This is a genomic window from Sphingobium sp. TomMM15 (genome assembly GCF_055397045.1).
In genome coordinates this window covers 1,974,100-1,991,973 of record NZ_AP027314.1, presented here as the reverse complement: position 1 = coordinate 1,991,973, position 17,874 = coordinate 1,974,100, and the positions used below count along the sequence as shown (strand labels likewise).

The 17,874-nt window shown below is 61.2% G+C and carries 13 protein-coding genes, 1 tRNA gene, 1 pseudogene and 1 other annotated feature; of the genes and pseudogenes, 10 read left to right on the top strand and 5 right to left on the bottom strand.

Features of this window, described 5'->3' with window-relative positions:
* The first annotated feature begins 24 nt into the window (after positions 1 to 24).
* A complete protein-coding gene (locus ACZ51H_RS09895) occupies positions 25 to 2,655 on the top strand; it encodes a M1 family metallopeptidase (RefSeq protein WP_464801720.1) in 2,631 nt (876 codons plus the stop codon).
* Positions 2,656 to 2,778: 123 nt separating this feature from the next.
* Here the strand turns inward: ACZ51H_RS09895 and ACZ51H_RS09890 are convergent, their stop codons facing one another.
* The 4 genes from ACZ51H_RS09890 to hspQ all read right to left on the bottom strand — a co-directional run bounded on the left by ACZ51H_RS09890 (position 2,779) and on the right by hspQ (position 7,688).
* The gene (locus tag ACZ51H_RS09890) at positions 2,779 to 4,275 is read right to left on the bottom strand and encodes a SulP family inorganic anion transporter (RefSeq protein ID WP_464801719.1); all 1,497 of its coding nucleotides are present in this window, start codon (positions 4,273 to 4,275) and stop codon (positions 2,779 to 2,781) included.
* 55 nt (positions 4,276 to 4,330) lie between these two features.
* Positions 4,331 to 4,386: a sequence feature (sul1 is cis-regulatory element that is thought to sense ions involved in sulfur or methionine metabolism; They are found in Alphaproteobacteria), on the bottom strand.
* Between the two features lie 121 nt (positions 4,387 to 4,507).
* Positions 4,508 to 6,445: an OPT family oligopeptide transporter gene (locus ACZ51H_RS09885; protein ID WP_464802881.1), complete on the bottom strand. Its 1,938-nt coding sequence runs from the start codon at positions 6,443 to 6,445 to the stop codon at positions 4,508 to 4,510.
* 105 nt (positions 6,446 to 6,550) lie between these two features.
* Entirely contained in the window at positions 6,551 to 7,360 is an 810-nt protein-coding gene (locus tag ACZ51H_RS09880) for a GDSL-type esterase/lipase family protein (protein ID WP_464801718.1), read from the bottom strand.
* Positions 7,317 to 7,688, bottom strand: coding sequence for a heat shock protein HspQ (hspQ, locus tag ACZ51H_RS09875; protein ID WP_464771374.1), 372 nt, complete (start codon positions 7,686 to 7,688; stop codon positions 7,317 to 7,319). The genes ACZ51H_RS09880 and hspQ overlap by 44 nt, the downstream gene beginning before the upstream one ends.
* A 124-nt stretch (positions 7,689 to 7,812) precedes the next feature.
* Between hspQ and ACZ51H_RS09870 the strand changes: the two genes are divergently transcribed.
* From ACZ51H_RS09870 to ACZ51H_RS09860, 3 genes are all read left to right on the top strand, one after another.
* A tRNA-Ser gene (locus ACZ51H_RS09870) sits at positions 7,813 to 7,902 on the top strand.
* A gap of 144 nt (positions 7,903 to 8,046) precedes the next feature.
* A complete protein-coding gene (locus ACZ51H_RS09865; RefSeq protein ID WP_196224675.1) occupies positions 8,047 to 9,189 on the top strand; it encodes a tyrosine-type recombinase/integrase in 1,143 nt (380 codons plus the stop codon).
* Between the two features lie 178 nt (positions 9,190 to 9,367).
* Positions 9,368 to 10,237, top strand: coding sequence for an EAL domain-containing protein (locus tag ACZ51H_RS09860; RefSeq protein ID WP_196224674.1), 870 nt, complete (start codon positions 9,368 to 9,370; stop codon positions 10,235 to 10,237).
* Between the two features lie 358 nt (positions 10,238 to 10,595).
* On the opposite strand, the gene ACZ51H_RS09855 is transcribed toward ACZ51H_RS09860, so the two are convergent.
* A complete protein-coding gene (locus ACZ51H_RS09855) occupies positions 10,596 to 10,727 on the bottom strand; it encodes a hypothetical protein (protein WP_460986853.1) in 132 nt (43 codons plus the stop codon).
* A gap of 858 nt (positions 10,728 to 11,585) precedes the next feature.
* Between ACZ51H_RS09855 and rlxS the strand changes: the two genes are divergently transcribed.
* From rlxS to ACZ51H_RS09825, 6 genes and pseudogenes are all read left to right on the top strand, one after another.
* Positions 11,586 to 13,523 carry a relaxase/mobilization nuclease RlxS gene (gene rlxS, locus ACZ51H_RS09850; protein ID WP_196224672.1) on the top strand — a complete coding sequence of 646 codons (1,938 nt, stop codon included), beginning with the start codon at positions 11,586 to 11,588 and terminating at the stop codon, positions 13,521 to 13,523.
* 33 nt (positions 13,524 to 13,556) lie between these two features.
* Positions 13,557 to 14,018, top strand: a complete 462-nt coding sequence (locus ACZ51H_RS09845) for a CopG family transcriptional regulator (protein ID WP_230463185.1) — start codon at positions 13,557 to 13,559, stop codon at positions 14,016 to 14,018.
* Positions 14,015 to 14,209: a helix-turn-helix domain-containing protein gene (locus ACZ51H_RS09840; RefSeq protein ID WP_196224671.1), complete on the top strand. Its 195-nt coding sequence runs from the start codon at positions 14,015 to 14,017 to the stop codon at positions 14,207 to 14,209. Before ACZ51H_RS09845 ends, ACZ51H_RS09840 begins: the two co-directional genes overlap by 4 nt.
* A 53-nt stretch (positions 14,210 to 14,262) precedes the next feature.
* Positions 14,263 to 14,568, top strand: a complete 306-nt coding sequence (locus ACZ51H_RS09835) for a hypothetical protein (protein ID WP_196224670.1) — start codon at positions 14,263 to 14,265, stop codon at positions 14,566 to 14,568.
* Between the two features lie 151 nt (positions 14,569 to 14,719).
* On the top strand, positions 14,720 to 17,179 hold the full coding sequence (locus ACZ51H_RS09830; RefSeq protein ID WP_460986852.1) for a TonB-dependent receptor: 2,460 nt from the start codon (positions 14,720 to 14,722) through the stop codon (positions 17,177 to 17,179).
* 331 nt (positions 17,180 to 17,510) lie between these two features.
* A pseudogene (locus tag ACZ51H_RS09825) lies at positions 17,511 to 17,772 on the top strand (hypothetical protein); the annotation flags it as partial.
* Between the last annotated feature and the right edge of the window lie 102 nt (positions 17,773 to 17,874).

Genomic DNA, 17,874 nt, shown 5'->3' with positions numbered 1-17,874 from the left:
CAACGTGTCGGAGTTGCGAACCTGATGTCTCTTTCCAAAATTTCGTCCCTCTTGCTGGCCGCCGCGCCGCTTGCCCTTGTTCAGCCTGCTATCGCCCAAACGCCCGCCGGGCCTGCGCCGGAGATCACGACGCAGTTGCCGCGTGGGGCGGCTCCCAGTCATTATGCCATTGAGGTGGTGCCGGATGCGGCGAACCTCAAATTCACGGGCAAGGTGACGGTCGACCTGAATGTCGCGCAGGCGATGCCGGTGCTGGTGTTGAATGCGGCTGACCTTAGCATTGGCAGTGTTACGCTGACGCCTGTCCAAGGCAAGGCGATGGTGGGTGCCGCCAAGATCGACGCGAATGCGCAGACGGTGACGCTGGATTTTGGCAAGCCGGTGCAGCCGGGCAGCTACAAGCTGGATATTGCCTATGGCGGTGTCATCAACACGCAGGCGAACGGGATGTTCGCGCTGGATTACAAGGACAATGCGGGGGCGCAGAAGCGGGCGCTGTTCACCCAGTTCGAGGCGCCGGACGCGCGGCGGTTTGTGCCGAGCTTTGACGAGCCGAGCTACAAGGCGACGTTCGATCTTTCCGCGATCGTGCCGACGGGACAGCTGGCGGTCAGCAACATGCCGGTCAAGGCGTCGCAGGATCTGGGCGGGGGCAGGACGCGGGTGACCTTTGGCACTTCGCCGAAAATGTCATCCTATCTGCTGTTCTTCGGGCTGGGCGAGTTGGAGCGCGCAACGAAGATGGCAGGCGCGACCGAGGTGGGCGTCATCACCGGCAAGGGGAATACGGGCAAGGCGCAACTGGCGCTGGATGCGTCGGCGGCGATCCTGCCCTGGTATAACGACTATTTCGGCGTGCCTTTCCCGCTGCCCAAGCTCGATAATGTCGCGGGGCCTGGCCAGAGCCAGTTCTTCTCCGCGATGGAGAATTGGGGCGCGATCTTTACATTCGAGCGGGCGCTGCTGGTTGATCCAAAATTCACGTCGGAGGGGACGAAGCGGACCATTTACTCGATCGTCGCGCATGAAATGGCGCATCAATGGTTCGGCGATCTGGTCACCATGGCCTGGTGGGACGATCTGTGGCTGAATGAGGGCTTTGCCAGCTGGATGGCGACCAAGGTCAGCGACAAGTTGCAACCCGATTGGGAAATGCTGCTGACGCGCGTGGGCGGGCGTGAGCGGGCGATGGCATTGGATGCGCTGGTGACCACTCATCCCGTGGTGCAGAAAATCCATACCGTCGATGAGGTGAACCAAGCGTTTGACGACATCACCTATGAAAAGGGTGAGGCGGTCATCACCATGCTGGAAGGCTATGCGGGCGAGGATGTGTGGCGCGAGGGTATTCGCGGCTACATGAAGGCGCATGCCTATGGGAATACCGTGACCGACGACCTGTGGAAGGCGGTCGAGGGCGCGGGGGCCAAGGGGCTGGTCGGGATCGCGCATGACTTTACCAGCCAGCCGGGTATCCCGCTGGTGAAGGTGGACAGCGCGTTGTGCAAGGGCGGCTCGACGCTGGTGTCGCTGAGCCAGGGCGAGTTCAGCCGCGATCGGAAGGATAAGGCGCCGCTGCGCTGGAATGTGCCGGTGATGGCGCAGACGATCGGCGGGGCGCCGCAGCGGCTGATCCTGAATGGGACGGCTTCTGTGACGCTGCCCGGTTGCGGGGCCTATGTGATCAATGGGGGGCAGACGGGCTATTATCGCTCGCTCTATCCGGAGGCGAATGTGAAGGCGCTGGCGGCGGGCTTTACCCGGCTGTCGTCGATGGACCAGATCGGGCTGATGGCGGATAATTTCCAGCTGGGGCTGGGCGGTTATCAGCCGATCGGGCTGGCGCTGGACATGGTGGACGCGGTGCCCGCCAACGCAAGCCCGGCCGTGCTGGCCGAGGTGCCGGACTATTTGGACAGCGTCTATACGATGCTGGAGGGCGACAAGGTGGCGCAGGCGCGAGTGGCGGCCTATGCCTCGCGCAAGCTGGGGCCGGTGCTGAAGGGCGTCGGCTATGATGCGAAGCCGGGCGAAGGCGCGCAGGTGCCGGTGCTGCGATCGGCGCTGATCTCGACGCTGGGTAGTATGGGTGACAAGGCGGTCGTTGCCGAGGCGCGGCGGCGTTTTGCCGAGCCTGCGTTGATGGAAGGGCCGTTGCGCAATGTGTGGCTGCGCATCATCGCGCGGAATGCGGATGCGGCGACCTGGGACAAGCTGCGGGCGATGGCCAATGGCGCGACGAGCGCGCTGGACCGGAGCACGCTGTTCGCGTTGCTGGGCGCGGCGAAGGATGAGGCGCTGGGGGGCAAGGCGCTCGACCTCGCCATGACGGATGAGCCGGGCAAGACGACCAGCGCGGCGATCATCTCCTCCGTGGGTGGGGAGCATCCGATGCTGGCGGTGGACTATGTGCTGGCGCACCGGCAGCAATATGAGGCGCTGATCGATGTGTCGGCGCGGTCCCAGGCGATTGCGCGGCTGGGCGGCGGGTCGGCTGATCCGGCGATGGCGGTGAAGCTGGATGCCTATGCGACCCAGTATCTGACCCCGGAATCGCGCAAGGTGGTGGACCGGTCGATCTCCGCCATCAAGACCCGGATCGAAACGCGGGCGCGGTTGAAGCCTGCGCTGACGGCGTGGTTTGCCAAGAGGTGATTGGAGGGGCGGCGAAATGATTTGCCGCCCTCTTCATTGCTGCGGCCTAGAGGGGGCGACGGTTTTGGGTGGAGAGCGGAAGGGCAGTCTTTAGCTGTTGATCGTCAAAAGCTGCCCGTCGGCTTAGTGGGGGACCACGCCCAGCTCAACACCGGTTTTGTCATGCAGTGCGAAGCGATCTACAATGTCTTCACTGGCGCGGTTGTAGCCGACCACCTCGACTGAACGACCGTCTCGGCGCAACCGTGCTACGATCTTGTCGAGTGCGCCGACACCGGAAATATCCCAGAAGTGCGCATCGGCGACATCGATACGCACCTTCTCTGCGGTGTCCTCTGCGTTGAACGCGCGCCTGAACCGCTCCACGGATGCGAAGAAGATCTCACCCCTGACACGATAGGTCGCCTGTGCGCCGTCGACCGATACTTCGCGCTGGACAGAGAACATGCGCTGCACCTTGCTGGCGAAGAAGATGCCGGAGAGCAGCACACCGGCAAGCACTCCGAGCGACAGATCATGTGTGGCGACGACCACTATTACGGTGGTCAGCATAACGACCGACGAGGTGGGCGGATGTCGGCGCAGGTTTGGAATCGAGTTCCAGCTGAACGTCCCAATCGACACCATGACCATTACGGCGACCAGAGCAGGCATCGGCACGCGACCGACATAAGGTCCTAGCACCGCCAGCAAGAAGAGGAGAAACGCGCCAGCGACGAAGGTCGACAGCCTACTGCGGCCGCCCGAGGTTACGTTGATCACCGACTGGCCGATCATCGCGCAGCCGCCCATGCCGCCGAACAGAGCCGCAACAATGTTAGCACCGCCCTGCCCGGCGCATTCCTGCCGCTTGTCGCTGTCAGTGTCCGTCATATCGTCGACGATCTGCGCAGTGAGAAGCGACTCCAGCAGTCCGACCGCTGCCATCGTAAGCGAATATGGTAGGATGATCCGCAGCGTGTCCATTGTCAGAGGGACGTTGGGCAGGACCAGGCTGGGCAGAGCCTCTGGCAGCTTACCCATGTCGCCCACAGTATTGACCGGGAGACCCAGACCAATGCTAATCGCGCTCAGCACCAGAATTGCGACCAGCGGCGAAGGAATCGCCTTTGTGATGCGGGGGAACCCGTAGATGATCGCAAGGCCGCCAGCCACCATCGCGTAGGTCTCCCATCCGACATTGGTAAGTTGCGGAAGCTGAGCCATGAAGATCAGGATGGCGAGCGCGTTAACGAATCCGGTAATGACCGAGCGCGACACGAACTGCATGACAAGATCCAGCCGCAGTAGACCAGCGATGATCTGAATGACGCCCATCAGGATGGTGGCGGCGAACAGATACTCGACACCGTGATCCCGCACGAGTGGCACGACAAGGACTGCGACGGCTGCTGTAGCTGCCGAAATCATCCCCGGTCGACCGCCTATGAGAGCGATGGTCATCGCAATGGCGACAGAAGCATACAGACCGACACGCGGATCGACGCCCGCGATGATGGAGAAGCCGATCGCCTCAGGGATAAGCGCGAGCGCGACGACGATGCCTGCCAGGATGTCACGGCGGGCGGCGATACCGTCAGTGAACCAATGGCGACGGTAAGTAGTAAGATCTAATGTCATTGAAAATCCACAACAGGGCACGAGCGCTGAACAGCGCATAAGGAGCAGTGCATGTTGTTATCCGGCGGATCAGCGGCCGGAATAGCCACCCGGACTTTCACCGGGTCCTTGCGAATGCGAGCCCTATAGAGGGTGCACCTGGGTGAATCAACAAGCCTGCAGTGTGTCGGCTATCCGAAAGTATGCGTGAAGCTCTAGCGACCGAATGTGGTCGAAACGGGTCGCTTCCCCCCTAACCAAGCGGTGCGCTCGCCCAGTGGCGCAGCCGCGCATAGAGTGCCGCGATCACCGCCGCGAAGATCAGCAGCGCGGCGGGCACGGCCCACTCATTTTCCGCCATCAGCGCGAGTGGGGCGTCGCTGTTGGTGGCGGCTACGATCCCGGCGAAGGCCACGCCGAACAGGCTTTCGCCGACGATGAAGCCGGTGGCCATCAGCACGCCCATGCGCTCGGCGAAGTCGGGGTTGGATTGGCGGCGCGCCCAGCGATTGTAGAAATGGCCGATCACCGCGCCGACCGGGATCAACAGGGTGAGCGCCATCGGCAGGTAGATGCCCATGCCGACCGCGAGCGGGGGCAGGCGGAGCTTGCCTGCCTTGCCGAGCAGTTCATCGATGGCGACGACCACGGCGCCGATCAGCGCGCCGGTGCCGATCAGGCCCCAATCGAGATCGCCGCCCAGCACGCCCTTTGCCAGCGCGGAGATGAGCGCGGCCTGGGGCGCGGGCAGGGCGGTCGCCTTGGCTCCGGGAGCGCCCGCAAAACCGAAGGCGCTGTTGAGGAGATCGAGCACTGGCGGAATGACGAGGGCGCCGAAGATGACGCCGAGGACCAGCGCGACCTGTTGCTTCCATGGGGTCGCGCCGACCAGCTGGCCGGTCTTGAGGTCCTGAAGATTGTCGTTGGAGATAGTGGCGATGCCGAACACGATCGCTGTGACGAACAGGGCGTACGCGATGAGCGCCTGGCTTTGTTTTGGATCGCCGCCAGAGCCGTAAATGGCGGCGAGGATCAGCGAGGCGCCCAGCACGGCGAGGATGCCGACGCCGGAGATCGGGCTGTTCGACGCGCCGATCAGGCCCGCCATATAGCCGCAGACCGACGCGATCACGATGCCCGCGACGAGGATATAGGCGAGCGTCAGGATGAGGATCGGCACCGGATTGGCCGCGATCGGGCCTCCTTGCGCGAAATACCAGAGCAGCACCGCGATCGGCGCGAGCGAGGCGAGGATGGTGCCGCCGACGATGCCGATGGGAAGGTCGCGCTCGGTGAGTTCGAGCAGGGCGCCGTCGCCAGCCTTGCGTCGCTGCGCTGCCGCGATGGCGGATCGGATGCCGCTGATGATCGGGCCTAATATCTTGAGCAGGGTCCAGATCGCCGCGACGCCGATGGTGCCCGCGCCGATGAAGCGCGCCTTCATGCGGAAGGTGGTGCCGACGACTTCGGCGATGTCGGCTCCGGCTGGCAGGGGCGCGGTGAGCCAGGGGACGAGGCCGACCCAACTGATCAGCAGGCCGACGAACATCGCGACGCCGACCGACAGGCCGACGAGGTGGCCGACGCCGATCAGCGCCATGGAAAAGCTGGTCGAGACAGACGTCGCGCCTGCGCCGAATTTGAAGAAGGTGGCGGCTTCTTCGGCGATCAGCTTCGTCTTGGCGATGATGGAGAAGGCGGCGGCGGCGAGGGCGCTTATGAGGATGGCAGAGAGGCCGCGCTTATTCTCTTCCAGTCCTTCGCGGGAGCCTGCGCCGACCTTCAGCACTTCGGCGGCAGCGACGCCCTCGGGATAGGGGAGGTCGGAGCCGGTAACGAGCGCGCGGCGGAGCGGGACGGAATACATGACCCCCAATATGCCGCCGAGCGCGATGGTGAAGGCGGACAGCCAATAGGGAAAGCCGTGCCACCAGCCGATGATGACGAGGCCGGGCAGAACGAAGATGATCGCCGAGAGCGTGCCCGCCGCCGACGCGATCGTCTGGACGATGTTGTTTTCTAGGATCGTTCCGGTCGCGAACAGGCGCAGCACGGCCATGGATATGACGGCGGCGGGGATGGAGGTCGCGAAGGTGAGGCCGATCTTCAGCCCCAGATAGACGTTGGCCGCCGTGAAGAGCAGCGTGATGAGCGCACCCAGAACGACGCCGCGAAGCGTCAGTTCCGCCATGGGAGCGGGCATGGGCAGGGCCTTGGCCGAATCAGTGGTCACCAGCATCGTCCCCCTTTGGGTGTGTTTTACAGATGTATGGTAATAATGTTGCTGGGCCGTGGATCAATTGGAAAGTGATGCCGAACGCGATGCCGGTGCCGCCGCCATCTCCATCCGGTCGAGCCAACCATCGACCAGCCTGTTCCAGCGGCTGTAGCCACGCGGGTTCATGTGCAGCCCGTCCCGGCCGAACAGTGATGCGTCGGGCAGGCCGTCATGGGCGAGCAGGCTGCTGCCGACGTCAAGATATTCAAAACCGCTGACCCGGCTACGCGCCGCCACGGTCATGTTGACCGCCGCCATTTTCGGCCAGAGCGTCCATCGGATGGGTGAGGGTTTGAGCGATAGATAGGCGATGCGGGCCTTGGGGTAATCGGCGCGCAGCCTTTTTAGCAGCGTGAGTATGTTGCGCGCGACGGTGTCGGGGGTGGCTCCAGCGGCAAGGTCATTCTCGCCGATATAGACGAGCACCGATCGGGGCGCGGCTTTGGGGAAGAGCCGGGCATAATGGCGCAGGACGTCGGGCGTCGTCGCACCGCCGAAACCGCGATTGACGGTGCTTCGGTCAGGGAAGCCCGCGTTTGTGTCCCACAGCCTGATGCTGGAGCTGCCGAGGAAGAGGATGGCGCCGGGCGCGCCGCTGTCTCTCTCATTCGCCTTGGCGAAGGCGGCGACTTCATTGGCGAAGGGGAAGGTCGGATCGGCATTGATCCGCGGTTCCTGCGCGGGGCGCTCGGTCGGCGCCTGCGCAGCCGCGAGTCCGGCGAGGCCGGGCAGCAGCGCGAGGGCGGCGGCGACCCGCCACCATGCCCGTGCGCGGGACGGCGCCTTAATGGCGATGGAGCGGGCGCAGCTGATATTTGCCGTGGGCATAGGTCCCGAACATCCCCGCGATCGCCGGATGATCCACCGGCTCCCCGCTGTCGTCGGCCATCAGATTCTGCTGGCTTACATAAGCGACATAGCTGGTTTCGCCATTTTCGGCGAGCAGATGATAGAAGGGCTGATGCTTGTCCGGCCGGGATTGTTCGGGAATCGCCTGATACCATTCCTCGCTGTTGGCGAAGACGGGATCGATGTCGAACACCACGCCACGGAAGGCGAAGAGGCGATGCTTTACGACATCGCCGATGCTGAAATGCGCGTGGACAACAGGTGGCGCGCTGACATCGGCGCCGAAGATTGCAGTGGTGTCGGTCATGAAAAGCAATTTAGGGTGCTTGCTGAGTGTTACAAGAAAAATACGGCGCGGGCCGCTTGGCAAGCCGGTCATCATTCGCTAATGGCCGCCGCTCGACCGGGACGGCACATGCTGGACCTTCTGCGGAGAGGTGGCAGAGTGGTCGAATGCACCGCACTCGAAATGCGGCGTGCCGGAAACGGTACCGAGGGTTCGAATCCCTCCCTCTCCGCCACCATCCTGTCCTTTCACATCCGTTCCGAATCACTAAAGCCCAGCTTTTCTGCGGCTTTCAGCGGGATTCGCATCCACGTCCATCCCTGCCAGTCCACCGGTGACCGATTGGAAATGTGGGAAAGAATGTGGGAGATTTGGTGGCATGGGAAGGCTCTCCGCTACCGCTGTGAAGGCAGCAACACGTCCCGGGCGGCTCGGGGATGGCGACGGCCTGTTTCTTGTGATTCAGCCCGGCGGTGCCAAGAGCTGGGTGTGCCGGGTGCAGAAGAATGGCAACCGGCGCGACTTCGGCTTGGGCAGCGCATCCAAAGTCTCGCTGGCGACAGCCCGAGAGCGGGCGCGAGAAATCCGCACCTGGGTCGAACTCGGGCTGGATCCGAAATTCGAGCGGCGCAAGGCGCAGGGCATTCCCACATTCCGGCAGGCGGCAGCCAGAGTGATTGCCGCCCACAGCAAGACATGGCGGAATGAGAAGCACGAGAAGCAATGGCTCCAGACGCTGGAGGCCTATGTGTTTCCCCAGATCGGTCATGTGCAGGTTCATGAGATTACAGGACCCATGATCCGGAACGTGCTGTCGGATATCTGGCTCGCCAAGCCAGAGACAGCGCGACGAGTCCGGCAGCGGATCGGCACCGTTCTCGATTGGGCTTACGCTTCGGGCTATCGCGAGACGGAAGCGCCGATGCGCGCAATTACCAAGGGGCTTCCACGACAGCCCAAGAAGGACGGGCACTTCGCGGCCATGGCCTATGCAAAGGTGCCCGCTTTCATGGTGAGGCTCGCGGAGCGGGAATCCTTCAGTAGGTTAGCGCTGCGCTTTGCTATCCTGACTGCCGTCCGATCAGGCGAGGTTCGAGGTGCGGCATGGGAAGAATTCGATCTGGACGAGAAGCTGTGGACCATACCGGCCGCGCGCATGAAGGCGTCGCGCGAGCATGTCATTCCCCTGTCGATACCGGCGCTGGCGATTCTGGAACGGTGCCGGGAATTGCGGATCGGATCGCGCTCGCTTGTATTTCCTGGGGCCAGAGGTGACGCGTCGATGAGTGACATGACGCTCACGAAATTGCTCCGCGAGATGAAGGAGGACGCGACCGCCCACGGATTTCGCTCGGCTTTCCGGGACTGGGTCAGCGAGGAGACCAATCATCCCGGTGAAATCGCAGAAGCCGCTCTGGCTCACCGGGTCAAGGACAAGACGGAAGCTGCATACCGGCGCGGGAACCTCCTCGAGAAGAGGCGAAAGCTGATGGACGAATGGGGAGCATATTGTTTGAAGTAGTGACTGGACACCTTCTTCAATGCCTACGGAGCATCTTGCCGTCTGATAGCGGCCGTCTCACGACTTCAGCCGGAATGGCCTTCATGTTCGCTTCGTTCGTCTCTGTTGGTCGAACGCTGGAGGAAATTAACTTTGCAGCGGAACGGCGACAGCTGACCAGGAGGCTCTGCAAGCCCGCATGTCGGAACTGTCGCTGGCCCGCCAGGCGCTCGACCTTGATCAGATCCTCCCCTTCTATCAACCCAAAGTCGATTTGGAATCGGGTGCCATCGCAGGATTTGAGGCACTATTGCATTGGCGCGACGGAATGCCTGGCGCATATCACGGACCCGGAACAATCTCCGCCGCTTTCGAGGATGCCGAACTCGCCATCGCTCTTGACCAGCGCATATTCAAGCTGATCGCGGCCGACATCCTTCGGTGGAGAAGGCGGGGACTCCCGATCGGTCGTATCGCCTTTAACGTGTCAGCCGCATCCTTTCGACAGGAGCATTATGTCGCGGGCTTGATGGAACGCATCGATCGCGCAGGCATCTCCGCATCTTGTCTGGAACTGGAAGTCACTGAAACGGTGCTGCTTGAGGGGGCTTCTCACAACGTAACGAAGACATTTGAACAGCTTCGGCGCGCCGGGATGACAATCGCACTTGACGACTTCGGCACAGGCTATGCCTCTCTCATCCACCTAAAGCAGTTTCCGGTTGATGTACTCAAGATTGATTGTTCTTTTGTTCAATCCCTCGACGATCCGATCAACGCGGCGATCGTCCGCGCGATCGTCAACCTCGGAAGGGATCTGGGAGTCACGACGGTCGCCGAAGGGATCGAAACAGGAGGCCAGGCAGATCGCCTGCACAGGAGCGGGTGCGATCAGGCGCAGGGTTATCTCTTCAGTCCAGCCGTAGCAGCAGATCAGATCCCTGCGCTTCTTGCCGATCAAACTGCAAGACGGAGCCGACGCGAGAGGCGTAGTGCCAGAGAACGGCGCATGCATCGGCCCTCGAGCAGCATCTCAAAAAGAGCGATTGAATGCGATCGCACGCCTTGAAAGAGCGGTATTTGAATCCACCGCCTGATGGCGGAATGCGATCAAGAGCTTTATAGGCTTCCAGTATGGCCGCTACTTTCTGAGTACCGGCCTTCACTCCCGGAGACGGTCCCGCGAGGGCAATGCCGTCGCCGGGAGACTAAAGATCGCCGACAACAACCGCTAGGCCGCATCACATTCCAGCAGTATTTGGGAAGTGTGGCCTCCCACGGTTCGTGCCATCCGTCGCGAAGATCCTACTTCCGGTCGAAGGCGACCGCCAATCTGCCGAACAAGGGCCGCGAGGATCCCGTCTACCGACTCCATCTTGACCGAAGGCTGGATCGATATGAGGTCGAAACATTCGTCAGGCTTGCAATTATTGAGGGGCAAGAATGTCGGCCCAGAAGGTGATTTCCTCATAAAGCTGCATGCCTTCCGGGTCCTCCCAGTCTCGCCGGTTGGGATCCCATCGGCCCACGACGGGCTGATCCTCCTCCCACAGCAGCATCCGTCGACCATCTTTTCGGTCAGATGGCAGATCAGAAATAGGGTTCCAGCCTGAACTGCTCGGCAACGTCATACGCGTCCCTCGGGTGAGCGACGCCCTGAGCCTTGGCCTTCATCGTCGCGCCTATGTCCACTCGGGGCGACGGCCAAAGCCGGATGTTCGAAACCTGACCAAAGGAACAGGCGCATGCGCCTTTACCGTTGCCGGCTGGACATGCGCGCATGCCACCCGGCCCCAGTAAACTGTGACCGAGCATCCTTTGGTTCGGGGTTTCGACGCCCCGCTCCCACGTATCTTGGGAGCCGGGCCAGATTGCTGGGTTTGGCGAAGTTATCAAGCCAAATTTCGCGCTTAATGACGTGGAGGAGATGCAGCCTGCATCAGAAATTCACATGCTTCCTCAAGTCGGCATCAGGACCGCCGCCGACCGCAGGACGCCTGAAATCAGGTGCTCGATGACTTCGTTTTGAAGTGAAAACCAGCGAGGATAGCTACAACCAAGGCCACGTCCGCAACCATCATTCAGGCAATGAGGATGGTGAAAAGCCGCCGAGCAGGAGGGCGGTTTGCCCATCCTCGCCGCGGGATCAAAGGCCGGAATTTGTGAGCGTCGTTGTTGAAATCTGAGACGCTGAAAAGGCAGATGTGAGGGGATTTAAGGTACGGCAAGATTAAAGCCCTGCCTCCTGATGCGGCCGGGAATGGCGCCTGCACAGGGTTTTTGATGGAGGCATGCCGACGGCCATGCCTCCACAGGGCCGGAGAATGCAGCACCTTCGGTCTTGGCGATGGAGGCCCTTGCACGGCGGGCCGACCGCTTCCCATCCTTTCCCGCATTCCTAGGGAAAGGACCACGACATGGCCGACGGCGACGATTTCGATCTCTGGCTCGGACGCATCGGCCGCGACACGCCGACCGTCGGCAAGAGCCTCGCCCGGGCTCGCCGTGTCGGCGGTGGCGGCAGTGCTGGCCGCCGCTTCACCGGCGCCCGTCTGGGGCGCGGCAATGGCGTCGGGCGGGTGCTCGGCCGGGGCTCACCCCGATCCGTCGCCAGCGCCCGTCGCGTGGTGGTGAAGAGCCGCATCGTGAAGCTGGGCAAGGGCATGGCAGCCGCTGCCCATCTCCGCTATCTCCAGCGCGACGGCACGACCCGAGAAGGGGAACGCGGATCGCTCTATGGCCGCGACACCGATCGGTTCGACGACAAGCCCTTCCTCGAACGCTCGGCTGGTGACCGCCACCAGTTCCGCTTCATCGTCGCGCCGGAGGATGGCGCACAATATGATGACCTTAAGTCCGTGATCCGTCAGCTGATGGAGCAGGCCGAGAAGGATTTGGGCACGAAGCTCGACTGGGTGGCGGTCGATCATTTCAACACCGGCCATCCCCACAGCCATGTCATCGTGCGGGGTAAGGACGAGACCGGCAAGGATCTCGTCATCGCCCGGGATTATATGACCCAGGGCCTTCGCGCCCGCGCTGCCGGGATCGTGTCCCTGGACCTTGGTCCCCGCACGCAACAGGAGATCGCTGCCAGCATGGCAAGAGAGATCGAGCAGGAGCGCTTCACCGGCATCGACCGAACCTTGATGCGGCAAGCCGATGAAGAGGGTGTCATCACCGTCACCAAGACCCATCCGGGCCAACATGCTTCGCTCATTGGGCGGCTACGCACGCTGTCCCGTCTCGGCCTTGCCGAGGAAGGCAGGAACGGACGCTGGACGCTCGATCGTGAACTGGAACCGACGCTGCGCCGCATGGGCGAGCGTGGCGACATCATCCGGACGTTGAACCGCGAACTGCGGGAAGCAGGGATCCATCGCCCGCCCCACAACCATAGCCTGTACGATCCCGCCCACGGAGAGGCGATCATAGGCAGGGTCGTCGCCACGGGCCTGTCCGACGAGCATCGCGACCGGCGCTACCTCATCATCGATGCCCTCAATGGCCACAGCCATTATGCCGACATCGGCGAGGACCAGCAGGCCTTCCCGACTGCAAGTATCGTCCGCCTCTCGCCCGCACCGATCGAGGTACGCGATGTCGATCGCACGGTGGCTAACATCGCTGCCCAACATCAGGGGCGCTACAGTGTCGATCTCCATCTCGCGCAAGACAGGACGATAACGGAGAGCACAGCGGAGATGCATGTCCGCCGACTCGAGGCCATGCGGCGGCTGATCGGCGTGCCTGAACGGCAATCTGACGGCAGCTGGGTCATCGGTGAGGATCATCTGATTGACACCGAACGCTATGAACGGGAGAAAAGTCGGCGCCTGCCGGTCCGCATCGAAACGCTGTCCGTCAGGCCGCTCGAACATCTCGCCGCCCATGATGGCGTGACATGGCTGGACCGCGAGATGGCGAGCGATCAGCCGCAGCCGCTTTCCGGCGGGTTCGGGGCGGATGTCAGGAAGAGCCTTGCCCAGCGGCAGGCATGGCTTGTGGAGCAGGGACTTGCAGAGCAGCAAGGACAAGGTGTTCGCCTACGCCGCAATCTGCTTCTCCTCCTCCAGCAGCGCGAGCTCAGCCGGACCAGCCAGCAGATCGAACGGGAAACGGGGCTGCGGCACATCACGTTGCGGCCCAGGGAGCCGATTGAGGGCATCTATCGCCGCGCCATAAACGTCGGGGACCAGCGCTATGCCGTGATCGAGAGGGCGCATGAGTTCAGCCTCGTGCCCTGGCGCCCGGTCCTCGATCGGGCCGTTGGCAAGCCTGTGTCGGGCGTCATGCGTGACGGTCCAATCAGCTGGACCATTGGCGGCAGGAATAGGGGATTGGGCATCGGCTGACCGGCCGCCCTCCGATAGACACCTGACGGCACCATGGAGGCACTGTCGCCCCATAGCGGCTTGGCGGATGTTGCGGGCATGAAGACGTTCAAGACCCGCCATCAATTCTACCTCCCCGATAGCCTGTCGGCGAAGCTGAATGCGCTGACCGCCGATCCCGGCACGTCGAAGACGCAGATATTGACCGACGCGCTCAACGCATGGCTCGACCGCAAGGGCGCGCAGGAATTGGACCAGCGGTTCGGGCCGCGGCTTGACCGGCAGAACCGGACGGCCGATCGGCTGGAGCGCAAGGTCGATGCGCTGACCGAGATGCTGGGCCTGTTCATCCGGCACCAGCTGACGCTGGTTGCCGACCAGCCGCCATTCGACAGTGACACCGCCCGCCTCGGAAGGACGCGCTATGTCAGCTTCATGAAGCTGGTCGAGCAGCGCCTGGTGAGGGCCGACAGCGGCGAAATAACCGCCCTTGCGAAATCGGAGGAACAGCCATGAGCCTCGAGCCATCACCCGCGCCGATCACGGTCCGCATCAAGGATGCCTGTCGCATGACCGGTATCGGCCGATCCAAGCTCTATCTGCTCATTGCCGATGGAGAGATCGAGACCCTCAAGGTCGGTAGCATGACGCTCATACCGGTCGCCTCGATCGAGGCCTTCCTCCGCAGTCGGCGAAAGGGCAGCTAAGCGCCAGTCTCGGTCATAACGCTCCGCTGCCGATCGCCTGAAAGCGGACATAGTTGCGGCTGGTCGGCAATGGAAAGCTTGCTGAAAGCGGCCTTGCCGAGCAAGATCAAAGGATGATCGTCACAGTAGCGTTCGATGTAAAGAATCACGTTGAAGTGATGGAGGGCTGGCCCATCGAATTGGGTAATACGAGCTTCTTCCTGGAACGTGAAGCCAATGTACTAAAGCGCGTTTGCGGCATCTCAGCCAGCATCGCCATTCATTCAACAAGTTCGCAACCAACTTCCTTGGTGCCATCTACCTCGCCGCCGCTGCCGCCGCCGTGGCGTGGTGAGTATGAGTCGGCCCTTGTTGCTTAGTTGAAAAATTTCAACTATTGAGCTCAGAAGCTCCGATATGCTGGCAGCACCCGGCCATCGTATCCGGCACTGCTCGTTGCACTGATGTCAGGCGGCGCAATAACGCCGCTGCGCATGACTGAAGCTGATGATACAAAAGGGAGGGAATACATTGAAAAAATATTTGAAGCGCAACCTGATGCTGTGTTGCGCTGCTAGCGCATTGGCGTTGCCAACCGTGGCGCATGCCCAGGATCAGGGCGCCTCTCCAACGACGCCAAGCCAGACGCGGACAGAAGGCCTGGGCGCAGTGACAACTACGGACATCGTTGTGACCGCGACCCGTGTCGCGCGTAACCTGTCCGACGTTCCGATGTCGGTTAACGTCGCTACTGGCGAACAGCTTGAAAAACTTCAGCTGTTCGACACTAAGGACGTCCAACAACTGGCTCCGGGCTTAGAGTTGACCAACACTTCGGGCCGTAACAACACAACCACCCTTCGCGGCCTTTCGTTTGATCCCGATTCAGGCGTCACCCCCACTGTTCAGACTTACGTCAACGAAGTTCCCGCTGACGCTCAAACTGTATTCACTGCCTTGTACGATATCGGGCAGATCGAAATTCTTCGCGGGCCTCAGGGTCTTGAACGTGGTCTCCCGTCGCCGGCTGGTGCCATCACCATCACGACGCGTCGTCCTGTCTTCGATGAAATAACCGGCTATGCGCAAGCAAGCGCGACAGACGACAAAGGTTATAACTTCCAGGGCGGTGTGAACCTGCCGTTTTCCGACAAGTTCGCGATCCGCGTTGCTGGTCTGGTTGATCACAACCAGGTTAACCAGGTGAGAAATATCAGCAATGGCGACCGTTCCCGCGCGACTACGATGAGCGGTCGTATAACGCTTGGTTTCAAACCGAGCGACGCGTTCACCGCTTATCTGACCTATCAATATCTTGAAGCCGATACCCGGCAATATACCCAGGTTGTTGGCACAGGATCGACTGGTCTGGCAGGTACATCAGGTCCAGCCTTGGGCGTTGATGACTATGCATCGGTCATGGAAGGTCCGGCACGTTTCAAGAATCGATCACACCAGATTACGTTCAATGGCCACTGGGATATGGGGCCAGTCTCACTGGATGGACTGGCTGCGTATCAGTATTCCAAGCTGGGTCAGGCGCGCGATCAGGACACCACCAACGCCATTCCGGGCTATGTGGCCGTCCAACGTATCGAGACACCGTTCAAGATTCCTACCTTTGAGCTTCGGCTTTCGACGAATGATGACGGCTCGCTCGGCGGTGGTATCGGTGCGTTCTACACCAAGCAGACTGGTACTACGCGGGTAGATCAGCCGGCAGACAACTTCTTCACGGCTTTTGCACCTGCGTCGCTGGGCCTGTTCCTGCCGATTGGGGTCAATGTCATTATTCCCGCAGACGTTGAAACATTGTCTTTCAACGCGTTCGGACATGCGCGTCTGGGTAATCTCAAGATTGAAGGCGGTTTGCGCTACACCAAATATCATAACATACTCGTCAGCGACACGTTTGTCAGTTCGCCTGGCTATCCGGGCTTTGCCCCCTTTGGCATTGATCCGATTGATCCGTTCACTGTCAATCAGGACGGTATTCCAGCAGCCCTGCGCGACCAGGGTACGCATGCGTTCACTGGCGGCGTGAACCTGACCTATGAGGTCAACGACGCCCTGAACATCTATGCCTCCTATAATCGGTCATTCCGCGCCCCCACGGCAGGCGCGTCAGTGCCTGTGGGCTTGTCGAACGACCTGATCGTCACAGATGACGAAAAGACCGATGCTTTTGAAGTCGGCGTGAAGGGTTCGGCGTTCGACCGGAAACTGAACTTTGCTTTCGCCGCCTTCTATCAGAAGATCGACGGCTTCGTGTCGCGCTTTACAGGTGTCACCTATGACTGCCCCAACCTGCCAGCGGCATTTGGCGGGGGCTGCGACAACGTTCCGCCGGCATCGCCGGTGGGCACGCCTGGCGATCGCGTCAACGACGGTGGGTTCGATTTCAACTATAATGGCGACGCAACGGTCAAAGGCGTAGAATTGACCCTTGATGCACATCCGACGACTTTCTGGGATTTTTCGGTCAGCACCGCTTATGTCAAGGCGCGGTATTCCAAGGGTGCCCGGCTGCCGTGCAACGATTATAACGGCGATGGGGCGCCGGATTCGGAGGGAACTCCAGCAATTACCGGACCGGGCAATGTTAGTTTCTGCAAGCTTGGCAGGTTGTCGGATACACCGAATTTCAGTCTTTCGGCCAACAGTGAGTTGCGTTTCCCGATGGGTGGATCGTTCACACCCTTCGTGCGCGGGCTGATCAACTATCGTCCCGCGGTATTTTCGCAGCTAAGGAACTTCAACTATCAAAGCCGTACCATTCTCAATGTCTATGCGGGTGTCCGCAGCGATGACAGCAAGTGGGAACTGACCGGATTCATCAAAAACCTCATTAATCAAAAGCGGATCACGGACATTTCGGCCGCCATCGGCCAGACCGCGGCAGCGGATGGCAGCGTGTTCGACTCGGGTTACCGGACGATCAACGCGACCGCGCCACGCGAGTTTGGCGCATCGCTTGCCTTCCGGTGGTAAGCTGCGCGGCAGCAACGAAGTAAATTGAAGGGACTGGCCGTCGCGGGTTCGCAACGGCCAGATCTCTTTTAGCGGACGCTGGGAAACGGGGTTGAACTTCTGCCGATCACTTCGATCGGCACTGTCAGATCAAATGCACTGCTCGTTAGGCGCTGGTAAGCAGATTCCATGCCGTGGCCCGCACCTGCCAGCCCAATCCGCTACGTCAACTCTTCGCGAGAAATCATCCGCCTGGTGGTGATGATGCATGTGCGATTTCCCCTGAGCCTGCGGAACGTTGAATAGATGGCCTTCGCTGATATGTCGCTGCGGTGGACCGGCTGGGTATACAAACAGGATGGAGAACAGCCGCCGTTTGCCTTTCGGCGACGGGAAAGAGCGACGCTCCGCTTCAGGCAGATGAAGGCACTACAGAAATTCGCCTCTGTTCACGCCAGCATCCACAACCATCTTTCCCTGGAGCGCCACCTCATCGACGGCAGACCTTTAAGGAGAGACGCTCAGCCGCACTGGCGGAGTGGCGGTTCCGCGGCCTGAGTCCCTGCCTCTTCATCCCTTGGTGCATGCAGCGAAGAGCGATTCGGTTTGTCTGACAGCACTACCTCGAATCTCCGGTTGGCCCGCTCCCGTTCGGCCGTCAAGTCGTTCGCGAGATCGACATCACCCGGTAGCCTCAGGTATCCAGCGCCAATTTC

Coding starts and splice junctions, on each gene's coding strand:
- ACZ51H_RS09865 (WP_196224675.1), top strand. CDS start 8,047: ATGGGAAGGCTCTCCGCTACCGCTGTGAAGGCAGCAACACGTCCCGGG.
- ACZ51H_RS09840 (WP_196224671.1), top strand. CDS start 14,015: ATGAGCCTCGAGCCATCACCCGCGCCGATCACGGTCCGCATCAAGGAT.
- ACZ51H_RS09855 (WP_460986853.1), bottom strand. CDS start 10,727: ATGCTGCTGTGGGAGGAGGATCAGCCCGTCGTGGGCCGATGGGATCCC.
- rlxS (WP_196224672.1), top strand. CDS start 11,586: ATGGCCGACGGCGACGATTTCGATCTCTGGCTCGGACGCATCGGCCGC.
- ACZ51H_RS09895 (WP_464801720.1), top strand. CDS start 25: ATGTCTCTTTCCAAAATTTCGTCCCTCTTGCTGGCCGCCGCGCCGCTT.
- ACZ51H_RS09885 (WP_464802881.1), bottom strand. CDS start 6,445: ATGGCGGAACTGACGCTTCGCGGCGTCGTTCTGGGTGCGCTCATCACG.
- ACZ51H_RS09845 (WP_230463185.1), top strand. CDS start 13,557: ATGGAGGCACTGTCGCCCCATAGCGGCTTGGCGGATGTTGCGGGCATG.
- ACZ51H_RS09880 (WP_464801718.1), bottom strand. CDS start 7,360: ATGCCCACGGCAAATATCAGCTGCGCCCGCTCCATCGCCATTAAGGCG.
- hspQ (WP_464771374.1), bottom strand. CDS start 7,688: ATGACCGACACCACTGCAATCTTCGGCGCCGATGTCAGCGCGCCACCT.
- ACZ51H_RS09890 (WP_464801719.1), bottom strand. CDS start 4,275: ATGACATTAGATCTTACTACTTACCGTCGCCATTGGTTCACTGACGGT.
- ACZ51H_RS09860 (WP_196224674.1), top strand. CDS start 9,368: ATGTCGGAACTGTCGCTGGCCCGCCAGGCGCTCGACCTTGATCAGATC.